20 protein-coding genes are annotated in these 26123 nt (G+C 49.1%); all 20 read right to left on the bottom strand.

Going from position 1 to position 26123, the window contains the following annotated elements; translation table 11 throughout:
* Window positions 1–78: 78 nt before the first annotated feature.
* The gene (gene gmd, locus AABZ39_09460; GenBank protein ID MEK6794992.1) at window positions 79–1104 is read right to left on the bottom strand and encodes a GDP-mannose 4,6-dehydratase; all 1026 of its coding nucleotides are present in this window, start codon (window positions 1102–1104) and stop codon (window positions 79–81) included.
* Between the two features lie 43 nt (window positions 1105–1147).
* Window positions 1148–4540: a glycosyltransferase gene (locus AABZ39_09455; GenBank protein MEK6794991.1), complete on the bottom strand. Its 3393-nt coding sequence runs from the start codon at window positions 4538–4540 to the stop codon at window positions 1148–1150.
* A 25-nt stretch (window positions 4541–4565) separates the two neighbouring features.
* The gene (locus tag AABZ39_09450) at window positions 4566–5519 is read right to left on the bottom strand and encodes a glycosyltransferase family 2 protein (GenBank protein MEK6794990.1); all 954 of its coding nucleotides are present in this window, start codon (window positions 5517–5519) and stop codon (window positions 4566–4568) included.
* A 30-nt stretch (window positions 5520–5549) separates the two neighbouring features.
* Window positions 5550–7076, bottom strand: coding sequence for a bifunctional glycosyltransferase/class I SAM-dependent methyltransferase (locus AABZ39_09445; protein MEK6794989.1), 1527 nt, complete (start codon window positions 7074–7076; stop codon window positions 5550–5552).
* Window positions 7077–7087: 11 nt separating this feature from the next.
* Window positions 7088–9001: a hypothetical protein gene (locus AABZ39_09440; protein MEK6794988.1), complete on the bottom strand. Its 1914-nt coding sequence runs from the start codon at window positions 8999–9001 to the stop codon at window positions 7088–7090.
* A 240-nt stretch (window positions 9002–9241) separates the two neighbouring features.
* Window positions 9242–11359: a hypothetical protein gene (locus AABZ39_09435; protein ID MEK6794987.1), complete on the bottom strand. Its 2118-nt coding sequence runs from the start codon at window positions 11357–11359 to the stop codon at window positions 9242–9244.
* Between the two features lie 38 nt (window positions 11360–11397).
* Entirely contained in the window at window positions 11398–13134 is a 1737-nt protein-coding gene (locus tag AABZ39_09430) for a hypothetical protein (protein ID MEK6794986.1), read from the bottom strand.
* Window positions 13135–13159: 25 nt separating this feature from the next.
* On the bottom strand, window positions 13160–14284 hold the full coding sequence (locus AABZ39_09425; GenBank protein MEK6794985.1) for a DegT/DnrJ/EryC1/StrS family aminotransferase: 1125 nt from the start codon (window positions 14282–14284) through the stop codon (window positions 13160–13162).
* A gap of 3 nt (window positions 14285–14287) precedes the next feature.
* Window positions 14288–15283, bottom strand: coding sequence for an SDR family NAD(P)-dependent oxidoreductase (locus AABZ39_09420; GenBank protein ID MEK6794984.1), 996 nt, complete (start codon window positions 15281–15283; stop codon window positions 14288–14290).
* 34 nt (window positions 15284–15317) lie between these two features.
* Window positions 15318–15689 (bottom strand): hypothetical protein, encoded by a 372-nt coding sequence (locus AABZ39_09415; protein ID MEK6794983.1) that lies wholly within the window; start codon window positions 15687–15689, stop codon window positions 15318–15320.
* Complete coding sequence (locus AABZ39_09410; GenBank protein ID MEK6794982.1) at window positions 15686–16624, bottom strand: glycosyltransferase; 939 nt, start codon at window positions 16622–16624, stop codon at window positions 15686–15688. The genes AABZ39_09415 and AABZ39_09410 overlap by 4 nt, the downstream gene beginning before the upstream one ends.
* On the bottom strand, window positions 16621–17250 hold the full coding sequence (locus AABZ39_09405; GenBank protein MEK6794981.1) for a NeuD/PglB/VioB family sugar acetyltransferase: 630 nt from the start codon (window positions 17248–17250) through the stop codon (window positions 16621–16623). The genes AABZ39_09410 and AABZ39_09405 overlap by 4 nt, the downstream gene beginning before the upstream one ends.
* Before the next feature lie 10 nt (window positions 17251–17260).
* Window positions 17261–18361, bottom strand: a complete 1101-nt coding sequence (locus AABZ39_09400) for a DegT/DnrJ/EryC1/StrS family aminotransferase (GenBank protein MEK6794980.1) — start codon at window positions 18359–18361, stop codon at window positions 17261–17263.
* Between the two features lie 85 nt (window positions 18362–18446).
* On the bottom strand, window positions 18447–18932 hold the full coding sequence (locus AABZ39_09395; protein MEK6794979.1) for an acyltransferase: 486 nt from the start codon (window positions 18930–18932) through the stop codon (window positions 18447–18449).
* Complete coding sequence (locus AABZ39_09390) at window positions 18932–19936, bottom strand: Gfo/Idh/MocA family oxidoreductase (GenBank protein MEK6794978.1); 1005 nt, start codon at window positions 19934–19936, stop codon at window positions 18932–18934. Before AABZ39_09390 ends, AABZ39_09395 begins: the two co-directional genes overlap by 1 nt.
* Before the next feature lie 162 nt (window positions 19937–20098).
* On the bottom strand, window positions 20099–21805 hold the full coding sequence (locus tag AABZ39_09385; GenBank protein MEK6794977.1) for a hypothetical protein: 1707 nt from the start codon (window positions 21803–21805) through the stop codon (window positions 20099–20101).
* A 27-nt stretch (window positions 21806–21832) separates the two neighbouring features.
* Complete coding sequence (locus AABZ39_09380) at window positions 21833–22447, bottom strand: methyltransferase domain-containing protein (GenBank protein ID MEK6794976.1); 615 nt, start codon at window positions 22445–22447, stop codon at window positions 21833–21835.
* Complete coding sequence (gene asnB, locus AABZ39_09375) at window positions 22399–24261, bottom strand: asparagine synthase (glutamine-hydrolyzing) (protein MEK6794975.1); 1863 nt, start codon at window positions 24259–24261, stop codon at window positions 22399–22401. Before asnB ends, AABZ39_09380 begins: the two co-directional genes overlap by 49 nt.
* Before the next feature lie 100 nt (window positions 24262–24361).
* Window positions 24362–25348 carry a lysylphosphatidylglycerol synthase transmembrane domain-containing protein gene (locus AABZ39_09370; protein MEK6794974.1) on the bottom strand — a complete coding sequence of 329 codons (987 nt, stop codon included), beginning with the start codon at window positions 25346–25348 and terminating at the stop codon, window positions 24362–24364.
* The gene (locus AABZ39_09365; protein ID MEK6794973.1) at window positions 25342–26121 is read right to left on the bottom strand and encodes a class I SAM-dependent methyltransferase; all 780 of its coding nucleotides are present in this window, start codon (window positions 26119–26121) and stop codon (window positions 25342–25344) included. Before AABZ39_09365 ends, AABZ39_09370 begins: the two co-directional genes overlap by 7 nt.
* Window positions 26122–26123 lie beyond the last annotated feature (2 nt).

Raw genomic sequence — 26123 nt, 5'->3', positions numbered from 1 at the left:
ATTATCAACCACGACCCATTCGACGATATCCATGGTGTTTCAAGCAGCGGGCAATGACAGTGAATGCCGTCACCGGATCTACTCATGCTCCAGGTCGTACTGTACCATCATGCTGACCAATTCCTCGAATGTGACCTTCGGGACCCATCCGAGCTTCTGTTTCGCCTTTGCCGGATCGCCGAGAAGGAGATCCACCTCGGTAGGCCGGAAATATCTCGGGTCTATTTCGATGACCGGCTTCCCGGAATTCGTATCGATCGCTTTCTCATTCACTCCGTCGCCTCTCCACGCGATCTCCATCCCTGCTGCGCGGAACGCCTTCTCGCAGAACTCGCGCACGGTGTGTGTTTCCCCGGTTGCAAGGACAAAGTCGTCGGGGGTATCCTGCTGCAGCATAAGCCACATACCTTCGATGAAATCTTTCGCATAGCCCCAGTCCCGCTTTGCATCGAGATTGCCGAGGAATATCTTATCTTGTTTACCCTTCTTGATACGTGCGACCGCGGTCGTTATTTTCCTCGTAACGAACGTCTTACCGCGCCGGGGGGATTCGTGATTGAACAGTATGCCGTTACAGGCGTACATATTGTATGCCTCGCGGTAATTCACCGTTACCCAGTAGGCATAAAGCTTTGCCACCGCATACGGAGAACGGGGATAGAACGGTGTCGTCTCTTTCTGCGGAGTTTCCTGCACCTTGCCGTAAAGCTCGGATGTGGATGCCTGATAGAATTTCGTCTTTATGCCGACCTCTTTTATCGCGTCCAGAAGCCGTAATGTCCCGACAGCATCGACCTCGGCCGTGTATTCAGGCACTTCGAAGGAAACCTGCACATGGGACTGTGCGCCGAGATTATATATCTCATTTGGCTCGACCTTCTCTATGATCCGGTTCAAATTGCTCGAATCGGTCAGGTCTCCGTAATGAAGCTTCATCACTACATTCTTATTATGCGGGTCCCGGTACAGATGCTCTATCCGTTCAGTGTTGAATACCGATGCACGGCGGACTATGCCGTGAACCTCATAGCCCTTTTCGATGAGAAGTTCCGCGAGATATGAGCCGTCCTGCCCCGTTATTCCGGTTATAAGTGCTTTCTTCATTGCAGCTCCTTCGGCATCATATTATAAGTAAATGTGTACTGTGTCAATTGGAACGGGATTTTGATGTGATGATCCGTTCGAATACTGCCCTGTACGAGGAAAGCATGGTGCGGACATCAAGCTCGGATACCGCCAGCGCTCTTGCGCATGCACGCATCAAAGTGCGCCGATCCGCATCGTTCATGATGGAGCGTATCGCATTGATGAAACCATTTGTGTCTTCTGCATCGCAGAGAATGCCGTTCTCACCGTCATGGATCATTTCCGGTACACCGCCAATGCGCGATGCGACGACGGGAACCCCCATGGAGAGCGCTTCAAGCACGATATTCGGTCTGCCGTCTATACGCGATGGAAGCACCAATATATCGGTGACTGCAAGTGCGCTTTTTACATCGATGAACCCGGGCAGATGCAGCCGATTATGCAGGCCATATTTCTCTCTCAGCGCTGCGATATGATCTGCGAGCGGGCCTTCGCCGCCCATGAGGAATGCGTATTCCGCTTCTTTCGAAAGGCTCCGCGCGATCGTGACGAATTGATCAGGGGCTTTCTCTTCTGAAAATCGCCCTAAGAATGAGATGACGAATTTATCCTTCAGGTAGGGGAACTTCGTTGCGATGACATTCGCTCGATCGAACAAAGCCGGGGAAAACGAATCGGCATCAACGCCATTGGGAATAAGGAGCACCTTCTCTTTGGTCTCATGATACCGTTCAAGGAGCGTTCGCTCTATCGTCCTGTTCTCAACGATGTTTATATCGATCAGATGAGAGTATTTCCGGTTGTTCGTTATATGTCCGTAGTCATTGTAGAGCTGGTCGACAATGGCGATATCGGGGAAGCGCGTTCTGATCTCGGGAAGGATATGATACATGAACTCGCACCCAACGATATAGATCACTTTGATCTGCCGTGTCTCAAGGAGGTACAGCACGAAATCCCGCCACATCTCCTCGTGCGCAAGCAGTGTATGAAGGTCATAGATCGCGCGGGTTATCGTCTTGTAAGAACCGCTCGTATCGGTACAGCCGGGTTCGATCGGTTGAGTGGTGATGATAGTAAGCCCAAACCCGTTCGACGAAAGATGCTCTGCGATCGTATGGAGAACGGTATCTGCACCGCCTTTGACGCAGTAGGGAAGCGCGAACAATATTCCCCGTGTGCCGGTGCTCGGCGGCTTATTCGCCGCCGTGATATTCATATTGGGATTATGCACTCGGTACTGCGCGCGCTGCTTCCTCTGTATCGCATTTGCCAAGGAACGGTCGCTGAAAAGCATCCCATGATTCTCCTTGAGCATGCCGAAAACGATATCGTGCTTTTTCTGGGATTCATCGATCATCGATACGCCGTGCTTGCGGTAGAGAAAAAGGTCCTCGTCGATCTTCGCCCCCCGTGCACCTGCTTCGCATAACTTCAGCCAGAAGTCCCAATCCTCATACCCCATGACCATATGCTCATTATACCCGCCGACCGCCTCCCATACGCTGCGGCGAAATACCGATGCAACGGTCGCCGCATTCGCACGCATGAGGGTCTTTACCAGGAAACGGTCGCTTGTCCGCCAGACGGCATCATCGTCGCCGAACATTTTGAGGTTCGAATAGCATACATCAAGATGTTCGTACTCCATCTTCACGATGCATTTTTCAAGATAACTCGGCGCAAGGATGTCATCTGCGTCAAGGCAGCAGATATATTTTCCGGCAGCAGTTTTTATTCCGTTATTCCGGGCCGCCGGCAGTTTTTTATTCTGCTGATAGATGATCCTTGTTTTCGGACGGTCCAACCGCGAGAGCACATCACGGGTATGCGCATCGGTCGAACCGTCGTCGACGATAATGATCTCAAGATCCATCCACGTCTGGGCGAGAACGGAATCGACCGCCTCCTCGATGTACTTGCCGTAGTTGAAGCAGGGGATGATAACGCTCATCAATGGATGCGTTCTGTCCCAAGGCTCGCTCTCTGTTTCTTGTAAGGTTATTGCTTTGATCGCCTTATTGAACTGTTTCAACCCCCGCAGCACCACGACGCGGCGTGCAGTGCCTCGTGGGAAGAGCGATTTGCCCAAGCGCATCAGCGGGTGGGCGCTGGAACGGTTCGCGGCATCGTTCTTTCGTACCGATCGCATCGCATTCCAGATGTTTTCTGCGATCGCATACCGCAGACTCCCCTGCGGCGCCAGCACGCCTGCCATTTTCTTGATCACGTTCGCGAGCTTCCAGTATGGTGATGCATGTATCGCCGCGATCTCTTTCGCCATTGCCTGTGCATCGGCATACGTTGAATGGAACAGCCGGCTTGTCTGTTCATACAATTCCCAATCGATCGGCAATTCCTGCCCCATGGCGAAGAACCACCGCTTGTAATCATCCATTGTTAACCGCGCTGCCAGCCTGTCGTTCTGGGCGATGACGGCGAAGGCAGCGGCAAGACGCTTCTGCCATGTATGGTCGCTCTGCGCGCGTTCGTATCCGGCCTTCCGGATCCGCTCTCGCTCGCTTTCATGGGCGAGGTAGTATTTCACTTTTTCAATAAGATCGTCGGTTCCGCGGTAGCAGACGATCTCTGTGCCGATCTTAAAGAATTCCTCCAGGTCCTCCATGTATTCCACCATGTAGAACCCGCCGCTCATCGGTATCTCAAAATCCCTGAGCCGTATCTGCAGAATGCGCTGTGGAAGGCTCTGCGTCTCCCCGCAGGTTGAGAAACCGACGTTCACCTTTGAACGGCTGTATACTTTTACCATATCTTCATCAGAGAGCACGCCGCCATAAGCGGATGCCGGGATGATGTTCGAATGATGGTTCCATCCTGGACCGAATACCGTTACGTTGACCCCTGCCGACCTCATCGTTTGAATTATCGAAGGGCGATCGCCGTATGCCTGACCAACGAAGGAAACGTCCAAGTCCTTCGCGGCATTATAAGGTTTATAGATGGCGGGGTTTGCCGCTTCCTGACAATAGAGGGGATTAGCCCCGATGGCTATATAGTCTTTAATGCGGAATTTCTCCGGGAACAGGAACCAGTCATAATGCGGCGCTATCTCCCGGACGAGCCGGAGCTGGTACGAACTGTTGCAGAACCAGTTCACGGTCACTATGCCCATGGATTTTATCTCATCTACGACTTCAGGCGTTATGCACGCATCGTAGAAATAGCTGAAGAACATATCAAGCGGCTTTGCCGAATGAGCTGCCCGGATCTGCCGCAGAAGTTCTGCCGACAGCACTGGACGATTCTTTTCGATGAACGCCTTTTGCAGATGATGCGCGGTGTCAAGATGCGCGAACGTCGCTGTGAGATCATAGGCGAACTCGATCACATCATGCCCGAGATCCACGAGCGGAAGATAGAGATTGTTCCGCCAGACGTTCGACGCTATGCCGGGAATAGCGGTCGTATCGGAGGCGTAGAATATCCTCATGCAGGCTGCCTGTGCTCGCTCGTCATTACTTTTTCCCGGTACCGGCCGTGCCGCGTACATAGTAGATGGGCTTTTCCTGCGACTCATGATAGATTCGCATGAGTATCTCCGCGAGGAGTCCGGTGAGGAGCGTCTGGAAACCGATCACGAATATTATCGCGGTGAGCAGGAGGAGCGGTGAACGGACGAACGACGCATCGAAATAGAATTTGTGTACGAGAAGTCCCGCGAACGAGCATGTTCCGAGCACAAAGAATGCGGTTGCCAGTTTGCCGAAGAAGTATATCGGCTTCGTCGCATAATCGAGCAGATATTTCAATGTTATCAGGTCAAGAAGCACCTTGAATATCCGGTTCAGCCCGTACTTCGACACGCCGTATTTTCGGGCATGATGCGTCACCTCCACCTCATCGACGCGCCCTCCGATCATACTGGCATAGATGGCGATGAACCGGTGCATCTCCCCGTAGAGACGTACGCTCTTTATCACATCACGGCGGTACGCCTTCAGTGAACAGCCGAGATCATGTATCTTAAGGCCAGAAACCTTCTTGATGAGACGATTGGCCACCCAGGAGGGGAGATTACGCACGATGGCATTATCCTTCCTTTGCTTCCGCCAGCCGCTCACCACATCGGCGCCATCCTGTATCTTCCCAATGAGCTTTGGGATATCGTTCGGATCGTTCTGCAGATCGCTGTCCATGATAACGATGATGTCGCCCAACGCCCTGTCGATCCCTGCAGCTGTCGCTGCGCTCTGCCCGAAATTCCTGCGCAGGAAAACGCCTTTTACATGCTTGTTCTTTTCCGCAAGCGATGTTATCACCTTTGCCGACCCATCACTTGAACCGTCATCGATATAGATCACCTCATAGTGATAGTTATGCTTTTTCAGCACGCGCACTATGCTTTCGTTCAGTACGGGGAGCGATTCCTCCTCATTGTATACCGGCAGTACAATAGAGATCGTATCCATGGCAATACCTCCATCAGGCATGTTCTTTCTTCACAATACCGTTCGTTTATAAATATCTTCAATGTCGTCCTTGCGCTGGGCTACGATCAGGAAATTATACGAGAATAATGTCGGCCATATCGCAGCAAGGAATGAACTGAGAGAGTCGATAATGGATAATATCCAGTTCCCCCCTATCATGTCGACGATCGGCGGTCCAAAATGCGCCTTTCGCTTTATGATGAATCCATTTTGGGTCAATAATTTACAGAATGAATATCGAGTGAACAAACGCTTATGCGTCATATCCAGAATGCCGCGTTTCCCATAATTGAACATGCCGGCCATGTGCGAGAATCTGTTCACAAAATATCCGATATTCGCCGTACTTGCATAGAGATAGCCCCCCGGCTTCACTATGGTGAATATTTTCTTTATGCCGCTTTCAGGGGATTTCAGATGTTCTATCACATCGAGTGCCAGCACAAGATCGAATGCTTCTCTCTTCAATGCAGCATCAAATGGGCCGTCGAGATCAAGCGCTTTCGCCTTCGCCCTGCCGGCATGCTTCGGCATGTGAATATCCACAGCGGTCACGTGGCCGACCTTTTCTGCAAGTGCGGCGCTCAATACGCCGTCATTCGCGCCGAGATCCGCCAACGATGCATGCTTTGGGAGTTTTTCCCGCAGAATATACTGATGGAGCGAATTGTGAGCTTTCTTAAAATTATACGCGGATGTCTCGAAAAGCTTGAAATCGAAATTCGGTTCGTAAAAAAGCCCCCATTGCGTGAGCCGGTACTTTATCACTGACTTCGTACAGTTCATGGCATACTGCACGCCGTTCACATGACAGGTTTCGTCCCCGTAGAACGTCGGAATGGCTATCTCCTTCATATGCTGTTTCGTCGCGATCGCCTGTATCAATATCTCCGTGTCAAAATGAAAGTCATCGCTGTTCAATTCAAAGGGAACGGACCGCAGGAATTGTACTGCATACCCGCGGTATCCGGTGTGGAATTCCGACAGCCGTGTCTTAAGTATCGCATTCTCAAAAGCGGTCAACACCTGATTTCCCACCCATTTATACAACGGCATACCGCCCTTGAGGGCGTTTGTTTTCACCAGCATCCGAGACCCCAGCACGACCGAAACGCTCGTATCGGCGAATGCGTTCACCATATGAGGCAGATGTTCAGGCGCATACTGCCCGTCGCCATGGAGCAGTATTACCGCATCGAATTTTTTTCTCACGGCATACAGATAACCAAGCTTCTGATTCCCGCCGTATCCGCGATTGAACGGGGTGCGCATAACACGCAGATTTTTATACCCCAGTTCCGTTCCGGCACGCATGGCTTCCTGAAAGCTGGTATCACGCGAAGAATCATCGATGATATATATTTCAGCGAATTTATTCCTGAGGGCATCGGGTATCCGTGCCAGGACCCGTGCGATATACTTCTCGGCATTGTACATCACGATGAAGACCGCGATCTTTTTTTTCAAAAGCAATGCCGCAGCTTTCTCGATAGCGGCATTGTCCGGGGCGATAATCGTAGATCTCTTCGTCTTCACATCACACCATCTCAATTCTTATTGCTATAGATACGTTCATCGAGCAGTACCGGCGGTGCCGTGCTGAAGCGGTACAATGACACCTTATACGCATCCGCCGGCAGTACCTTCTTTAATATGATCGAATACGTCGTTACCGCCCCGCTGTCACGATGGGGCAGACTGATCGGTACGATCGCGGTCCTATCGATGAGAGAATAGACATTGATATCATTCGTCCGAAAAGGCACCGGTGCTGAAAAGACCCGAAAGCTCGCTCCTTTATCATGCGATTCACATAACAGAATACCCAGTTGCTCGCCCTTATTGCTTATGCACCCTGTTGTATCGATCGAAATGTGAAGAACGGGCAGGGTGTTCACTGTGGAGAAACTGCCAGCATGCAGGCGGGTATTCCTTGCGGAAGAGTCTCGGGGTCCCGTGCCTGTTTCGCTGACGGCATAGTAATTATCGGCATAGAAATTATATGATGCAGCAGCATCGGTCAATGGAAAATAGCTGAAATGATATCGGTCCTTGTATCCGGCAAAGATCAATTTCAGTACTTTGCCCTTTTCAAAATAGCGTATCCCGCTGATGCCGTGTTTCCACTCGGAGATGAATGCATAATGCCCGGTCTTGGTGTCAAGTGAACAGGTCTCAAATCCCAAGGGAAGTATATCCCGTCCCGTAAAATAGCGTATGGCATCACCGTTCTCATAATCAAAGAGCGGGACGTTCTTATGCACCCGCGGAAAATTATGGAGTGCCAGGAAATCGATATGGGCAAGGTCATAATGCGATGCTATATCGGTGTATAAATTCTTTTTCAGCTGATATGCCTCAATCCATTCATTCTTATGCGTATATGTCTGAATGAAAAAGTAGGACATCAGTAACGATAGAATGACCGTAAGCCCATATTGTGCTGCATAATAGGCAATGTGCCCGACAGATCTTGCGGCATGGTGTATCAAAGCGGCGATCGATGCGAGAATGATCGTAATGCCGAGTGATGGTAAGTAATTATGGCGGGGTGCTATGGACCAGAACAAATTCGGCAGATAGGCCAGAATGCATATACACGCCCCCAGCGCAGCAATGAAGACAAAGCGAAGGACGGTGTTCTTGCTGCGTTCACTCGGCACAGGACCATCGTTCTTTTGAAGCAGCATCATAACAATGGACAGGACCACTGACGCAGCAAGAATAGTACAGGCGGCGAGCACATGCTTCGGGTCCGCCCAGAAATCTGCCCGGAATAAACGCGCATTGGCTTCGGTAAATGGCTGGAACATATTGTTGAGCGCAACGAACAGATTTGTCCGCACGGTATGAAAACTGAATTGTATCGACGGCCCCGTGACCACAGCCATGGCCGAGACGTTCATTTTTAAGAATACATAACCGGCGGCAACGAATGAATACGGTACTGCAGCGATAATGAGCGTTCCTCGGGGGGTGTTGACGCGAAGCAGCGCAAATTGAAGGATACAGATGGAAAAAATAAGGAAGAACATCTGTTCATAAGTAAAAAGCGCGCAGAAGAACAGTACGAATTGAATACCAAGCAGCACCCGGAACGCTGCGTTGTTCTTCACCATGTTCCCCGCTGAGATTATTTTCATGCTGAGCAGCAGGAAAGCGAGGAAGAACATGGTCGAAACAAGGTTCATTGGCAGCGACGAGATCCAGAAATGTGTCTCCATGTGATTCGGGAAAAAAGCAAAAACAAATGACAGCAATACCGACCAAAGCCGCGGAATGCTTGCTGTGCGCAGCACCCCGAAGACGAGGACTACGTTCATAGCATCGACTATGGCCTGAAGGAAATGGATATTCCCTAAGGCTCGCGGCTCGCTCCCCCCGCAGATGAAAAAAACGAGCTGCTGCCAGACGATATGGAGATTCCTCCCCGGAACATAAGAAAATGCCTTTTCGACCATTTGAGGGATGCTATAGCTGCCTTGCAGGAACGCTACGTCATCACTGTAAAACCCTAGGGATCTGCTGCCCCATGAAAAGACCAGCAGCACGGAGAGAAACATGAAAATTCCTAAGCCATGGTCGATTGTTGTTCTTTTTCTAAGCGCAGAAAAAAGAACAGGAACAGATCTCATTCTTGTTTCTCTCAATGGATATGCATTCATACTACAGGAGCAGTAGTGCTTTGTCAAGACAACGCATTACTGCTGTGTTCCCATCACAAAAACACGATCATCGAGCAATACCGGTGGATCGGGGCCGAATCGATAAAGAGATAATCTGTATTTCTTCATCTGAGTACGATCTTTCACTATCAATGAATAATGAATGACTGGGCTGGTCGCTAACGGTGGCAATTGTATCGGAAGGATAGCCTTTCTATCGATCTCTGCGTATATCCCGATATCATTTGTCCTCAGGGGAACATCAGCCGAATGAACAGTACCATATCCGTTCGGTGTATCATAGTCCCATAATATCATCCCCAGCACTTCACCAGGTCGCATGCGTATGCTGTTCACGTCGACGGATAACCGTAATTCCATGCCGCCGCGGGCATGATGAACGGAGCTCTGCAGAATATGTCTATTGGTCATCGAAGCAGTTCGTTCTCCTGCAGCGATGGAAAGCACCGTATAATAATGTCCCGAATAGAAGTTCTGCGGCTCTGAAAAGTTCGTCACTCGGTAATATGAGAAATGGAACCGGTCCTTGTATCCGGTAAAAAAGAGCTTGAGCACCGAACCCCTCGGTAGATAGCGGATCCGTCCAAGCCCGTCTTTCCATTGCGATATGCAGAAAAAGTGCCCCTCCGGTGTATCGAGTGAACAAGTCTCAAATCCGTCGGGGAGTATATTCGTCTGCATCAAATAGTTTATTGCATTACCGTTTTCATAATCAAAGAACGGAACGTGCTTATAGCCCCGGGGGAAATTGTGAATGGCGGCGAATCGTACTGCGCTGATAGTGTAATTCGTCGCTATATCGGTATAAAGATTTTTTTTCAGCTGATACGCTTCTATCCACTCCTGTTTCTGCTCATTCGTTCTCATGAAAAAGAATACTATCACGGGGAATACAAGTATCAAAAGTGCGCCATTCGTCACTATGAAGAGCATGCGCCGCTTTGAATGTATAATGGCATACGGGATCGACATGAGCGCAGCAAAGAATAGGAATAACCCGACCGATGGAAGATAATTATGCCGAGGCGCCAGCCCCCAAAGATAATTCGGCAGATATCCTGAAAAGCATAGGAAAAGAGAAACAAGAACGAGCAGTATCGATCTGCGCCAACCATGAAAAGCCAAGTCGCCGGTCGTTTCTTCCTTACGGGAATTGAAGGCGGAATACACAAGCGATGCTATGCTGCCGCAGCACACGAGACTTGCGGCGATGACCGACACCGCATGGTCGATACCAGGAACAAACAATGTCCCTGAAAAAAAAGCACTATAAGCATCGGTGAATGGATTCAGCATGTACTGCAATGAATTTAAGAATTGTATAGCGATATTCTTTGATGAAAAAATGGCGGATGGACCGCCGGCGGACCCGCCGCGGGCAAGGGCCAATTTCATGAATGCGTATGCAAGACCGATGATCAGGAACGGCACAACCGCGAGAACACATTTTTTCAGCGGAAAGCCATTTCGGAACAGAATGTACAGCTGCAGTGCAAGTACAAGGAATAGGATAAAAAATGTCTGATCATAGGTGAACAATGCACCGAGAAAGCACAGAAATTGCGAAGCAAAGAAAAGTATGGTCGAACGCGCCCCTGTTATACGCGTACTGTTCTTAATTGCAACGACAGCCAGCAGCATGAATATGAGCAGGAACATCGTCGATATGATGTTCATCGGCGCCGATGAGAGCCAAAAATGCGTCTCGGCATGGTTCGGGAACGCCCCGAACAGCATTGCTGCAATGAATGCCCAGAGAAGCGGCACTTTCAGCGAACGCATGATAATAAAGACCAGAGTTACATTCAGCGCATCGAGGATCGATTGGATGAGATGAAGACTGGCAATATGTTCAGGTGTGCTCCCGCCGCAGATGAAGAACAGCAATTGCTGCCAGATGATATGCAGATTCCTGCCGGGTACATAACGCAGGGCGGATGAAATGATCTGAGGAAGTGTCTGGTTCTGATACAGGAACGCGACATCATCACTGTAAAACCCGAGGGAGCCGAAATCCCATGCATACGCAACAAGTAACGCGATGAACACAAATACGCCGAATACATGGTCTTGCGTGATTTTCGCTGCAACGAGAGCGAACTTTGAGATGATCGTCTTGATCGTTTTATCCATCTGCTGGAATATCATTGTATAGTGCGGTCAATATATTTTCAACGCAACGACGGTTTTTTCCGCATGGCCGCCGTTACCTCGGCTGGAGGATCGAATGAATTCCCTTTTGGCAGCCGCTCAAGAATCTTCTTTACGGCGATCGGGGTATGATCGACATTGAAACCGTTCCTTTTTAGGAATCCCCATAATGCATCATCCGTCGGTCGTACGCCATCAAATACGATCACCTTGGACTCGTTTTCTTTCAGCATCTTTACGAACGACCACATATTGCCGACATAGGTGTCTCCATACCAATCGACGATGAATCCGTGCTTATCAACTCCATAACGCCCAAGGTTCATCATGTCAGTTTTTGATGGAAGTTCGATGGGCCTGAAAAAGTAGTACTTCGTCCGAGGGAAATTCAGCCAGATTATGATCGGATCTGCTGATATAACGACCGTATCACGATCTATCACCCGTGCAAGTTTATCGATCTGTCCCTGTATTTCCTTTTTCGGCTGAAGATACAGAAAGCCCGGGATTTGATCGATCTTTTCGCGATAGCAATAGGAAAAAGCTACGAGCGCCGCAAAAAATAAACCCGTTTTTTTCAATGGGATCGTTGGCAGCCGCTCAGATAGGAATTGTACAAAATTCGAGAGCAGAACTGCCGCGATAATAAGCCAGCCTACATGGAAGAAAAACGTATACCTCGTGGGATGTGAAAGCGTGGTTTCTCCACCGCTTATCGACAGTACGGCAAGTGCAGTAGTCACAAAGCCGACCGCAGTCAGAAGCAGTCCCCTTTCATACGGATCCATCCTCTTAGCTCGAAATACAGCGGCAGCAATGAGTAAAGCAACGGCTATGAGGCTTTTTACGCCGTTATTTATGCTCCATTGAAAGAAATGAGGGATGACCTTCATATTATTGATGTTGATGTACAAATGTCCGCCAAGAATATTTTTTCCTATTACAAATTTAAGGATCAGGAATCCGGCACCTGCAGTAAGCAATGTTGCGCCTGCTGCAATGGCGATCCCTTTTAACAATGCCTGTATGCCATTCTGTTGATATGCTGCCCGTAACCGGCGCAGTGAGATGAATATTATCCAAAAAACCAGATAGGTTGCGTTCAATAAGTTAAACAGTAACGGGATGGCCGCGACAAGGATGATCAATATGTCCTTTTTTGTATCACTCGCCTTTGAATGCGTCATGATGTAGTTTGCATAAAAATGACATACAACAATGCTGATGACAGTAAAAGAGTAGTGTCGGATATAGTGGAACGACTGCCCTGACCAGCGCCAGAGGAATACTATACAGATAAGAAAGCCCACAGAAAGCGGGGACAAACTCATGCTTCGGGAACGTGCGTAATATATGATGAGCGCAATGAGCAGCATGAATACCGGGACCAGATTCGATGCTACCGACCAGTTCCAGCCCATAGGATCATTTTGTCCGAGAATTTTCGAGAAGAAAAAGTATACCGGGTAACGGAACAGGTACAATTCTGCCGAATATTCCCAGTATACATACGGCTTCATAGGAAGCTTCTTGTAATTAGGACTATACGTCCCGGGAGCGTAGAGCGGGATAATGTTCTTATCGAGATATTTTACAGTAACGATGTTTGATAGCTCATCAGATACTGGAGCAAATTGAGCAAGTTCATTGACTCGCGTATAAAGAAAGAATACCCCGAGCACAATTGCTGCGAAAATGGCCGCTTTCCGGTCGATCTTTTCTACTACATGTGCCCATGCGCTCTTCTTCTCAGCCATTATTCTGTCCCTTTGGTTTAGGAATCTATTGCAGCATTCTGCGGACCGTGTTTATTACAAATAACTGTTCGCTGTCATTCATTGGTACATACAACGGCAAAACAATACTGCGATCAGCAAGGTCCTCGCTTCGCGGCAGAGGTGCGCATGGTCGTCCTGCATATGCTTTTTCACGATGTGCTGTCATAACACCGCGACGGGTCGATATGCCCTCATCAAGCAATTTCTGCATAAGCTCATCACGACCTATCGGCGCATTCTCATTCAGATATACACTGTACGTTTGATAATTCGATCGATATCCATCCCGCTCAAGAGGAAGCCGCAGACATTCGATATTCCTAAACGCATCATGATACCGTAATGCGATCTTCCTTCGTTCTTCAATTATCCGATCAAGCTTTTTCAGCTGAGTTATGCCCACTGCAGCCTGTATGTCAGTCATCCTGAAATTATAACCGACTTCGAGATACTCCTCGAAAACGATCTTTGCAGATGCATGCCGCTCCCGATCGTTTACCGACATGCCGTGCTGACGAAGAAGCCGCAGCCTTCGTGCGTGCTCACTGTCTTTGACCGTTATCATACCGCCATCGCCGGTTGTAATGACCTTGCGTGGATGGAACGAAAAGCACACAAAGTCCGAGTGTGAGCCGACCTTTTGGCCTTTATATTCAGACCCTGCAGCGCATGCCGCATCCTCGATGAGCAGAATTTTACGCCGGTCGCACAATTCCCGGAATGCATCGATGTCGGCAGGCATTCCGAGCTGGTGAACGAGGAGGACCGCCTTCGTTCTTTTCGTAATGACCGTCGAAACATGCGCAACATCAAGATTGTAATCATCACCGACCTCGGCAAAAACCGCTATCGCGCCGGCATGCACGATAGCGTTCGCGGTCGCGATGAAGCTCATCGATGGGCAGATGACTTCATCGCCGGGACCCACGCCCGCAACGACTAAAGCGAGATGTAATGCGGTCGTACAACTGGAAACCGCGACCGCATTTGATGCACCGATATACATGGCGAATTCATTCTCAAACGTCTCCACCTTTGGGCCTTGCGTCACCCAACCCGAAAGAATGACATCATGCGCGGCCTGCGCATCTTCCTCGATGAGATATGGTTTCGCTACTGGGATTTTCATGGTCTATTCCCGCTCCCAATTCTTCAGTGGGATCGACGAATACAGCTCTTTCCGATTCGTAAGCGCCTCGTAATATGCTATCGTTTCGCGAAGTCCATCTTCAAATGAAAACTGTGATTTAAATTGCGTCAATGCCTTGAATTTCCCTGCATCCACCCATAGCCGAGGGACATCGGCAGGCCTATCATCCTCATGTCGTATGCCGATCGCCGTACGCCCCATGAGCGAAAGCATGGTTTCAATCAGTGTCTTCATGGTTATCTCGACGCCGGTACCGATATTCATCGTAACGCCGGATATCCCGTCTATATCCAACAGAGACGCAAGTGCGCGAGCGGTATCTTTGACATAAAAAAAGTCGCGTGTTATCTTTCCGTCGCCGAATATGACCGGCTGCTTCCCGGCAAGCGCTGCTATGATGCTTCTCGGGATTATTTCCCCGGCATCGCCTTCATAATGCGCACGCGGACCGAAATTGTTGAAGATCCTCAGCACTGTCGTTTCGAGTCCGAAACATACGCGAAACGCATTGGCGTAATGTTCGCCGGCAAGTTTGCTTGCGCCATAAACGGTGAACGGCTGCGGCAGGGCATGTTCAGTGATCGGGAATGACTGCACGCCCCCGTATATCTCGGATGTCGAAATATAGAAAAACTTTTCCACGGCGTACTGCCGCGCGGCCTCCAGCACCCGTAATGTCCCCTCGGCATTCACTCGGTGGTTTTCAAAAGGGCTGTGCAGTGAATGGCGGACACCAAGACAGGCGAGGTGAAATATCGCATCAATACCCTGCACTGCTTTTTTACAATGGTGGGGATTAAGGACGTCGCCTTTGAGGAACGTAAAACGTGTCGACTTTCGAGCGGCTGCCAAATTATCGAGTGAGCCGTTTGCCAGATTGTCGAGGGCAATGACGGAATTCCCCCGGGCAAGCAGCTCATCAACAAGATGGGAGCCGATGAATCCAGCCCCGCCCGTGACCAATATCCTCTTGCTCATTGCATCATCCTCATATTCCGCTTTGAGACGCGCGTCATGCTGCCGGCTGCATGCTCATGAATACTATCCCTAACAGTATTAACGAGATCCCGAGAAAAGAAAGAAGTGAAAGGCGGTCCCCGAACAGTATTGCCCCGGCTGCGACCGTAAGTATGAAATTTATCCCGACCGCTACCGGCATTACATAGGAAAATCTTCCGGATGAAAGCCCCTTGAAAATGATGAGCGCTGAAACACCGATGAGCAGGAACCCGCTGATCACTCTCCCGGTGAACAGGAACTGCATGTATTCACGCACGCCGTCAAGCGTTCTGTTCTTCAATTCCATTTTTATCAGCACCGCTCCGCTCACATTGAACACCGCATAGAGCGTACAGAAGATGATAATGCGCACTATGGTGATCACTTCGCTTTCCCCGAAAGGTCGTATACGCGGTCTATGATGAACGTTTTCCTGCCGCGGGCAGAATCAAATGTCCTCCAAAGATATTCCGCGATGATCCCGAGCGAAATGTTTGTAACGCCGAAACCAAGCATGAGCACCGCGATGAGCGTCGGCCAGCCCTGAGAGAGGTCCCTGAGCAGGATAGCGCGGAGCACGATAGTAAGAGCCCAGATGAAACCGGCTATTGACAACAGTACTCCCATGATACTGACAAGTCGGATTGGAAAGTATGAGAAAGCGACGAATGAATCGATGAAAAGTTTTATTTTTTTTGAAAACGTCCATTTCGATCGTCCGCGGACCCGGGGTGATTTTTCATAGGAAAGGGATGTCTGCCGAAAACCCATGGTCATTATTTGAAGGAATAGAGAAGAGTTTGATTCTATGTTCTCATTGAGTTCGCGCTTGACCTTTCCGCCGAAAAGTACGATATCGAACCCCTGTTCCGGGAAATCTTTCACTGCGAATCGCCGCATGAGCGCTGCATACATGCTGGAAAATATCCCGCTGGATGGCCGTTGAAACCGCCGCTGCGCCCAGACAATATCGAATCCCCGGCGTGCTTTTTCATACATTTGCTCAATGAGTATCAATGGATCCTGGAGATCAGCATACATGAACGTAATATATGCGCCCTGTGCATGCTGAATGCCTGCCCTGAGCGCAGCATGTGATCCGAAATTCCTGGACAGCCGTACGATACGTGCCGTATATCCGGAATGTGAGATCCCTTCAAGAGTATCTGAAGAACCGTCAGTGGATCCATCATCCACGAACAACACCTCGATCCGCTTGCCGCGAAATCCCGAGAAGTACTTGTGCAATGCATCGACAAGCCGGCCGATATTTTCCTTTTCATTCAGGAATGGGATAATGACGGTTAGATCGATCTTCATGCCGGACCGCCTATGCTTCTTGCGGGAACACCCGCCATTTTCGTGCCGGGCGCAACGTCACGCAGAACGACGGCACCCATGCCGATGAGCGTCCCATCACCGACGGTAATACCGTTGATCATGCTCGTTCCGCTGCCGATATAGCAGTTCATTCCGATAGTAGTGCCGCCTGCAACGGTCACATTCGAACCTACCAGAGTAAAGTCACCGACGCGGCTGTCATGATGGACCACTGAATTGGGAAGGATGCATACATGGTCGCCTACGCGAGCATTGCTCGTTAGGACCACTCCGGCCATGATGAGAACATTCCGACCGATAACAGCTTTTGAAGATACATTCGCACGTGTATGTATAATGGTCGCGAATCTGTCATGCGCGATCGAAAGCCCCTCAAGTACAGCACGTCTCCCCCGGAAAGTAACAGGACTGCCGGGGACGGCAAGCACCTTCGCCTCAGGATATCGATCAAAAATATCTCGTGAGAACACTTCGTGTCCCGAATCTGTCTTTCCTTGCTTTTCTATCGCATCATCGGCAAAACCGATGCATTCAAATTCCGCTGAGATGCAGTCCAGCGCCTCTCTCCCATTACCGTTATAGGGGAATATGATGAGTTTTTGCATCGGTATCGTTTTAGAACGTATTCACCGTATCAATAACACGGGACACTTCTTCGTCGGTCAGCTCCGGATACATCGGCAGTGACAGACATGATGCTGCGAGACGTTCAGCATTCGGAAGATCTCCGGACGTATGGCCGAGATGGCGGTAAGCCTTCTGCAGATGACACGGTACAGGATAATGCTGCCCCGGAAAAATGTTGTGCGTGTTCAAGTGCCGTAACAGAGCCTCATGCCCATCGACCATTATTACAAATAGGTGATACACCGATTCCCTGTCCGAAGGCTCACGCTGCATGCGAATTTTCTTGTTCGTTATCCCTTTCCGATACATCCCGGCGATCGCGCGGCGGCGCTTGTTCCATCCGTCAAGATGTTTCAGCTTCACACCCAGTATTGCCGCCTGCACGCCATCCATCCGCTCATTGTACCCGATGACCTCATGGTAGTAACGCACCTTCGACCCTTGATTCCGCATCATGGCTATATGCTCGACGTATGCGGGATTATCCGCAGTAACAGCACCGGCTTCCCCGTATGCTCCGAGATTCTTGCCGGGGTAGAAGCTGAAGCAGCCCATCGCGCCGAATCCGCCGACACGCTTGCCGCGGAACGTGGCGCCGTGAGCCTGTGCGCAATCCTCGACGAAGAACAATTCGTTCTTTTCGGCTATCTCTGCAATTGCATCCACATCACATGGCTGACCGTAGAGATGTACCCCTATTATCGCTTTCGTCTTTTTCGTCACCTTTGCCTGTATGCCTGCAGGATCAATGGTCCACGTATCCGCATCGCAGTCGACAAATACAGGGGTCGCGCCTGAATGCGTAACGCCCCACGCCGTCGCAATGAACGTATTGGCGGGGACTATAACCTCATCCCCCGGACCGATACCGAGAGCGTTCATGGCGAAATGAAGCGCTACGGTGCCGCTGTTCAATCCGGCGCAGAAGCGCGTGCCGCAATACTGAGCGAAAGCCTTTTCGAACGCTTCGACGAACGGGCCGCCGGCAAACGCGGTCTGCTCGCATACTGCCCGAAATGCCGGCTCTATCTCATCGGCGAGCGATGCCTGCTGCCGTTTTAGGTCAAAAAATGGGATGGGGTTATGCATGGAGCATTATTATATCAAAACATCGTAAAATGCAAATTCGCATGCGGGCAGTGAGACCAGGACACGTCCGCCGTCAGATCCGCCCCTATTTTTTTATAGGTTTTGCCGGATTCCCTGCGACAACAGCACCCGGCGGCACATCCTTCGTCACCACCGATCCGGCGCCTATGACCGCCTTTGTACCGACAGTGATCCCGCACAATATCGTTGCGCTCGAACCGACGGATGCACCTTCCTCGATGACCGTTTCAATGACTTTCCAGTCACTCTCGGACTGCATCGTACCGTCGGGATTGACCGCTTTCGGGTATTTATCGTTGATGAACGTGACGTTGTGCCCGATGAACACATTATCCTTGATCCGAACGCCTTCACAGATGAACGTATGGCTCGATATCTTGCAGTTCTTTCCGATAATAGCGTTCTTCTGTATCTCAACGAACGAACCGACCTTCGTTCCGTCGTCGATGGTACAGCCGTAGGCGTTCACGAAGTTGAATATTTTCACATTCTCGCCGACCATTACATTCTTAAGTACTTGCCGGTCGCTGTCGACATTGAGCGTTTTCATCACAGAACGACCTCCATCCCGTTGTTCTTGATCGACTTTTCCGCCGCCTCGAGAATACGCGCTACAAAGAATCCGCTTTCCCCGTCGGCAACCGGCGTCGATCCATTGCGTATCGCATTGACGAAATCCGTGGCCACGCCGAAAAGCGCTTCGCTCTGGTCTATTTTTGGGATGTAAATATCCCCGACCCGATAATCCACGAGCACTCGGCTCTCATCTTCCTTTGAAACGACACGATACCCCGTATCGTATATCTTGACCTTCTCCGTCGGCGCAAGGTCATCAAATTCGATCATCTTTTTCGTGCCGCCGATGAGTATGCGGCGTATCTTGACCGGCGACGTCCATGAACAATTGAAATGTGCTATTTTCCTTGACGGGAATGAAAGATAGAGATACGCGATGTTCTCGATGCCGTTATTAAGATGTGACATGCCGCGTGCCGATACCTTTTCTGGTTCTTCGCCGATGAGATAGTGCAATATGGAAAGATCATGCGGCGCGAGGTCCCATATTACATTGACATCATGCTGGAAAAGCCCAAGATTGATGCGTACTGAATCGAAATACTGTATATCGCCGATATCTCCTTTTGCAATAAGTTCCTTCATCTTCCGCACTGCGCCAGTATACAGGAATGTATGATCGACCATGAGCGTTCTTTTTTGCTCTTTTGCCAGATCGATGAGCTTTCTTGCATGGGACGCGGAGCTCGTCATCGGCTTCTCAACGAGTACATGCTTGCCGCTCATGAGCGCCTTCTGTGCAAGCTCAAAATGGGTTGACACCGGTGTGGCGATCACTACCGCATCGATCGACGCATCGGCAAGGACCTCGTCCGCGGACGCGATCACGTTCATCTGCGGATACAGCCGCTTCACGTTCGCACGCCGCGTTTCATTCGCATCGACGACCGTCTTTACGGTGCATCCCTCGACACGAGAGAAGTTCCGAACAAGGTTCGGGCCCCAGTAGCCAAATCCGATAACAGCTGCATGTATCATAGTCATTCCAAGTGATCATTTCTCTGCTGGAACAAATGCATTTTACCGCGGCTGAGCATATATTGCAAGAAAAGGGGCGGCATGCTCTGCCGCCTTTCCATCAAATTGCAGCCGCTGAACCTGCATACACTTCATCAGGGCCGCATTCGATATGGTCGATCCTCAGTGCCTTTCTTTGCCGAATGTATGGAATAGGAACCAGAAAATGATCATTGTCGCTGCGATACATACCGTCTGGATGATGTACATCTGGTTCGACATGTATATCCCCATGTTCATAAAATATTTTTGCCAGGGAAATTCAAGAAAACTGCCGCTCAGCACGGTATTCGTATGCAATAGAGATGAGTTAATGAACAGCCATACTTTCGAATAAAAAAACGACAAGCACCCGAGCAGAACGATCATCCAGTTGGCAACACGTTTTTCACCGAGCACCTTCGCCGTGAAAAAAATGAGAACGGGGTAAAAATGAGCTGAATGCCGTGATTCACTGTTAAAAAGGAATATCGCACCGAATGAGATAAATAGTATCATCCCCAATCCGTATGATCTCACTTGTTGGAAAAATTGCTTCCAGAATATAATGGTCATAAGCAGTACTGGTCCGAAAAAAACAATTGCAGAAACCATGAAAAGCAATGGCATCCTGTTCCCGGCGATGAACAGAGACTGGAGCACAAGCCGGGTAGAATCGGCACTCTGTGAAATATGGCTGCCGGGAAGCGCGGCCAGTGTCGCCGCGAAACCTGCTTTTACGATTATGAACAGCATTATTCCTAAAAGCAGATTACGGATCGATAGTGCATCCAGCCACGATCGCAGACGAAATAATCTGCCATCGTTCAGCAGCTCCCGAAAAGAAAAGAACAAATAGGCGCATGCCAGTAAAATACTGATCGGCAGAACTGCACGCATCGATGGAACACCAAGGTAATCGATATGCTTCACAATGGCAGTGTACGATGCAATGGCTGCATATGCTATAACCCCTGTGATCACAACAATATACTTGAAGTATGCGGGGGCAGGCTTCTCTCCGTCTTTCCGTACCGGGAACATGAATAATGGCATGAACATGAAAATAAAACTTGCCCATGTTACACTGGCGAGCAGCATGCAGACGAACATTCCTGCGGTGTTCCGTTTTATGTAAAAGTAAAAAAAGAGAATGCCGAGGAAGAACGCACTTGTATCTGTCAGAACGGGGTAGTAAAAACTCCACTTCATCATCGCGAAATTCATGAATAACCCGAAAAAGCCTGCCCATTTCCCGAAATGACCGATCTTCATTTCTTTTATGATCACGCCCCAAAGCAGCACTGCGGTAACGATCAACAGAAGATTATATATCTCGAATGCTCCTTTGACCATGTGGGGTGTCAATGGCAACTGCAAGTAAACCAGAGTATAATGTATGATCGCGCTGGGAAGTATCTTCTGAATGCTGTAGTCAGTGATCCCGCCGCCGGAAAATACGCGCTGAAAGTTTTGCGCAAGATTTCCATATAATTCCCCGTCCCATCCATACTGATTTACGGGGATCATCTCATGGAATACAAGCGCGTTAATGATCGATATGGCGCCAATGACAGCAACGATGATGCACTGCAAGAGCACAGGGCTTTTATTCCACTCTGTTCGTATTGAAGTTACACCGAGTGATACGCTGACTGCATGGGGCAAAGAACGCAATATCGGAGCACAGAAGGCCGCAACTATCAGAGAAGCGAGCACTCGTATGCCGAAAGTGTGAAGGGAATTATAAAAAAATCCAACCGCACATTGATATACGAGCAATATGCCGAGAGTAACTAAAAATATCGGGAACAGCCTGATCAGATTGTATTGAATTGAACTTCTATCCATAGGTCACTCGCTGTTGCGAAGAATTATTCAACCCTTTTTCACAATAAAATTGAATTCTATCTCCTCAAAACCGCCAACCCAGAAACACCACAGCCGAGAACATAGCACAGGGGAACAATTTGCCAAGAACGAAAATATGCCCCCGAGTGCCGCTGAGATAAGATACACCGGGAACGGAAGCACCTGTTTCTTGAGGTACGGCTGGGCGAACCAGGTGAGTTTCACTTTCCTGATCATAAGCGGTACTCCCTGATATCCGCCGGGGAAATCCGGTTTAAAATAGTAGGGAAAAGTGATATCAAATCCGCGTTTGTGCTCTGGGTGGGTGAAGCCGCGCGAAAAATGGGGGACTTTGATAAGTATCCTGCAGTTGTCGGCAGCGATCCGGTAAAGCTCTTTCATCACCGCGAACGGATTTTCCAGATGTTCAAGCACATGGTCCGCTTCTATAAGCTCGAATGAATCATTTTTAAATGGATATGGTACTGCATTGAGATTGTGTTTCACATCGGGCTTTGAAACCGAGTAATAATCCACGTTGACATAGCCCTCTTTTTTGAACTCGCCGCATCCAAGATTCAGATTTTTGTACTTCATGCACTTCTCCCTTGAAGCCACTGTGAAAGCAGATAGGTGTTCCATAGGAACAGCCGATTATCGCCACGTTTTTCGGAATGCAGCTTCATTTTTTCCTGTACGAATGCTTGCTTCATTGGGGCTGGCATTATTGCTGGATCGATCGCTTTTTGATTTCGATAGAACCAGTCAGCGATCGGAATGCCGAACCCCTTCTTTTTCCTGTATATTATTTCCTCCGGCAGACACGGTTCAAGCGCTTTTTTCAGGATATATTTTGTTCTGCCGTTCCTGAATTTGAGCGTATGGGGGAGCGAACGGGCGAATTCGGCGATCTCAACATCGAGGAGCGGCGAACGCACCTCGAGAGAATTCATCATCCCGGCTCGGTCAACCTTGACGAGAATATCATCCTGAAGATATAGGTTTGTAAAAAACTCAAGCGTCCGATCGCATACATGCTTCCCCTTCGAGCCATCCCAAAGATCGATAGCCTCCGAATATATCTCTTCTTCACTGAATGCCTTGTCAAAACATTCAGGGAATTCCTTAGGCTCTATCGTGCCCATCCATACGGGAAGCCAAAGCCGCGACGAATAGGAAAGCCCCTGAAGGGTTTTCTTGATCTTAAAATCCGTGCTGATGTTCCCGAATGAAACCGGCAATCTGGATGCAATGAGCCGTATCGCAGTATGTAACGGCCGCGGCACAAGCCGCTGATACCATTGTGCATATGCCAGCGCTTTGTAGGGATCATACCCGGCGAAGATCTCATCACCGCCGTCGCCGCTCAACGCGACCGTCACTTCCCGTCTTGTCTGCTTGCAAAGCATGTATGTGGGCAGCAGGGAACTGTCACCCATCGGTTCATCAAGTTTTTCGATGATATCATGAATGTTCCTGAGACTTTCATCCAGATCGAATTCGTAGGTGAAATGACGGGTATGAAAAATATCGGCGATCATGCTTGCAAAATGCCTTTCATCGAATGAACTTTCAGCGAAACCGATGCAGAACGTCTTCAACTCGGTATCGCCGAGGGCACGAGTGGCGAATGCGGCGATAAGGGATGAATCGATGCCGCCGCTTAAGAACACCCCGAGCGGAACATCGGAGATGAGCCGGCGTCGTACCGCGCGATCGAGCAGGCTGCGCAATTCCTCTGCGTAATCCTCGTCGGTACGGCGGCTTTGGATGTTCGGCTCGATGCGGAACTTCCAATACTCATGAATGCGTATCGTCCCGTCCGGAATGGAAAATACCAGCGAATGCCCGCCTTTCAATTTTGCAACGGCGTTGTAGATGGTATGCGGTCCGGGGATATATCCGTATGCGAAGTACTTTTGAAGCGCTATGGATGAAATATCGAACTGCAGCGATGGGTGACAGCGAAGCGCGGACAACTCGGACCCGAACACGAAATTGCCGTTCTGAAGCGAATAAAAGAACGGCTTTTTACCGAATCTGTCCCGACTGCAGAAAATGACCTGTTTTTCAATATCATAGATGACGAATGCCCACATGCCGTTGAGCCGATTGACAAAGTCATTACCCCATTCACGGTACGCGTACAGAAGGACTTCTGTGTCCGAATGGTGGGAGCGAAATATATGCCCCTTCTGCTCAAGCTCGGCGCGAAGCTCACGGAAATTATAGATCTCGCCGTTGAACACTATCCATAGCTTTTCATCCGCAGTGGACATAGGCTGCCGGCCGCCCGCGATATCGATGATCGACAACCGACGATGGCCGAGGTTTACATGCTTTTTCTCATCGTTATAATACCCTTCGTTGTCCGGTCCGCGATGCGTCAGGACTCGGGTCATCCTGATAAGATCGTTTTTATCGCCTTTACCGACGAAACCAGCAAGTCCACACATTGTGAATCACATCACCTGTTTCTTTTTCATGGATGTTGGACACATTGAAGTGCTCCACTCGTTGTTTTATATTTGCACACTATTCGCATTCGATACTATATCATCTGCCTTTTTCTGCAAGCTTTATGCGGGCGCCATGAATAACAACATCAATGATTCCTCCTGCGGCCGCATCAAGAATCTGTAATCCGAAGATGGCGAACGATAAAGCCAATGCATATTCGTTTTGGACCCCAAACCATGCTAGAAATCCGACAATGCTCGCTTCACGAACCCCAATCCCTCCAATTGTTATCGGAAGAAGAAGGACGATCGTAACCCCCGAAAGGACCAGACACCAGTCGAAGCATGACAACACGATACCGAAGTCCGATGCAAACAGCATTACCATGCATATCCCCAGACATTGAAATACTACTCCTAATAGTATATTGAAAATGATTATTTCCCATCTTTTCCCATATGTTCGCCATGCCTCTATAAATGTAACGAGCTGCCGGATATTTTTCCGTATAAGTGAATGTTTTTTTGCCGCTGCATTTATTATATTCATTACCGCACGATATAGAAAGGGGATCATGATGCTGAACAGTACACATACACCGAAAAAAATTAATAGCAATACAATCACTGGAACGAACCATGGTATTCGCTTGTTTGACAAAAATAGCCCCGCGACACCGACAATAAAAATACCGATGGTACCGGTAATTCGATCAACGATGACTGATAACGCGATTTGGCTGCCATTTTTTTTGCCTTGTGCAAGGCGAAACGATTTTACCACCTCGCCGGCAATTTGACCCGGCAATACAAGAGAATAGAATCTGCCGATCATGCCGAGGTTTATGAGCACGGCGAGAGAATATCGCGGCAGTAATAGGTTCCACTTCATTGCGCTCACAGTAATGGCAGCCATGTCAATTACGATGACGAACAAGCATGTGCGGAACGAAAGTGAATGGAAGGCTCCCAGTATCTTCCGCATATCGGAATGTACGATGAACCAAACAAGAAGGCAGACCGCAATGCATATCTTAATTGCCGTGCTGTACCGAGCTGCCAGTGATCCGATTTTTTTTAACATCCCGACATATCGGGGGAACGTTTTTTTTCGTGCAGGATCTCCACCTGTCCCCCCCGCTCGATCAATATCTCAAATGCAACAGCGATCTTCTTAGCGAGCGATGCAGGTGCATTCATCAATAATCGATCGATTAGAACGAGGATCATATCGCCAATTGTGGTGCGGGCACGAATAACATCTAGTAGAAAAAATGAGTAGTATTTTAAGTGCACGCGATCTTTCTCTCCACTATATGTATGCAACGCGTCTCGGGCGGTCCAGTATTTTTTTCCTTTCCCCATCACAAATCGCCTGCCGATAACATCTTGGTTCAAAAAGAGGTTGACAAAACCACCATCCTTTATCATTCCCCATGTATTTGCGACTGCTTGTGTAAATTTATCATCGCTATGGTAATGCTCCATTGGTCCCAATACCAAAAAAAGGACATGTTTCGACTTTAACTTGTACTTGTCAATGATCTTTTGGTGGTCAATGGAAAAATCAGCGACAACAAATTCTATGTTCTTAGAGCAGTATTTTACTTTCCCTATTTTGACCAGTTCTGGACTGATGTCTATCCCAACAAATTTCACGTTCGGATATTCAGCAGCAAGACGCCGTATTACCGCCCCTGAGCCGCAGCCAACGTCTATCACAACATCGACTGCATGCGATTTCAAATATTTCGATGCTGCGGCAGAATGGCATGTCATTTGATAATGACTTTCCTCGAGCTGTATGTATTGCTGCGCGGTACTATCATATTTTTCCTTGACCGTATTACTATCCATGT

The sequence above is a fragment of the Spirochaetota bacterium genome (assembly GCA_038043445.1).
Taxonomy (GTDB): Bacteria; Spirochaetota; Brachyspiria; order Brachyspirales; family JACRPF01; genus JBBTBY01.
The sequence above is the reverse complement of the archived record's forward strand: the minus strand, read 5'-3'. Positions and strand labels throughout refer to the sequence as shown.

Bases quoted from the DNA above. Each gene is read 5' to 3' on its own strand.
- AABZ39_09385 (MEK6794977.1), bottom strand. From the start codon at position 21,805: ATGGATAGAAGTTCAATTCAATACAATCTGATCAGGCTGTTCCCGATA.
- AABZ39_09405 (MEK6794981.1), bottom strand. From the start codon at position 17,250: ATGCAAAAACTCATCATATTCCCCTATAACGGTAATGGGAGAGAGGCG.
- AABZ39_09400 (MEK6794980.1), bottom strand. From the start codon at position 18,361: ATGCATAACCCCATCCCATTTTTTGACCTAAAACGGCAGCAGGCATCG.
- AABZ39_09370 (MEK6794974.1), bottom strand. From the start codon at position 25,348: ATGTTAAAAAAAATCGGATCACTGGCAGCTCGGTACAGCACGGCAATT.
- AABZ39_09380 (MEK6794976.1), bottom strand. From the start codon at position 22,447: ATGGAACACCTATCTGCTTTCACAGTGGCTTCAAGGGAGAAGTGCATG.
- AABZ39_09410 (MEK6794982.1), bottom strand. From the start codon at position 16,624: ATGAAGATCGATCTAACCGTCATTATCCCATTCCTGAATGAAAAGGAA.
- AABZ39_09390 (MEK6794978.1), bottom strand. From the start codon at position 19,936: ATGATACATGCAGCTGTTATCGGATTTGGCTACTGGGGCCCGAACCTT.
- asnB (MEK6794975.1), bottom strand. From the start codon at position 24,261: ATGTGTGGACTTGCTGGTTTCGTCGGTAAAGGCGATAAAAACGATCTT.
- AABZ39_09365 (MEK6794973.1), bottom strand. From the start codon at position 26,121: ATGGATAGTAATACGGTCAAGGAAAAATATGATAGTACCGCGCAGCAA.
- gmd (MEK6794992.1), bottom strand. From the start codon at position 1,104: ATGAAGAAAGCACTTATAACCGGAATAACGGGGCAGGACGGCTCATAT.
- AABZ39_09425 (MEK6794985.1), bottom strand. From the start codon at position 14,284: ATGAAAATCCCAGTAGCGAAACCATATCTCATCGAGGAAGATGCGCAG.
- AABZ39_09395 (MEK6794979.1), bottom strand. From the start codon at position 18,932: ATGAAAACGCTCAATGTCGACAGCGACCGGCAAGTACTTAAGAATGTA.
- AABZ39_09455 (MEK6794991.1), bottom strand. From the start codon at position 4,540: ATGAGGATATTCTACGCCTCCGATACGACCGCTATTCCCGGCATAGCG.
- AABZ39_09420 (MEK6794984.1), bottom strand. From the start codon at position 15,283: ATGAGCAAGAGGATATTGGTCACGGGCGGGGCTGGATTCATCGGCTCC.
- AABZ39_09435 (MEK6794987.1), bottom strand. From the start codon at position 11,359: ATGGATAAAACGATCAAGACGATCATCTCAAAGTTCGCTCTCGTTGCA.
- AABZ39_09440 (MEK6794988.1), bottom strand. From the start codon at position 9,001: ATGGTCGAAAAGGCATTTTCTTATGTTCCGGGGAGGAATCTCCATATC.
- AABZ39_09450 (MEK6794990.1), bottom strand. From the start codon at position 5,519: ATGGATACGATCTCTATTGTACTGCCGGTATACAATGAGGAGGAATCG.
- AABZ39_09430 (MEK6794986.1), bottom strand. From the start codon at position 13,134: ATGGCTGAGAAGAAGAGCGCATGGGCACATGTAGTAGAAAAGATCGAC.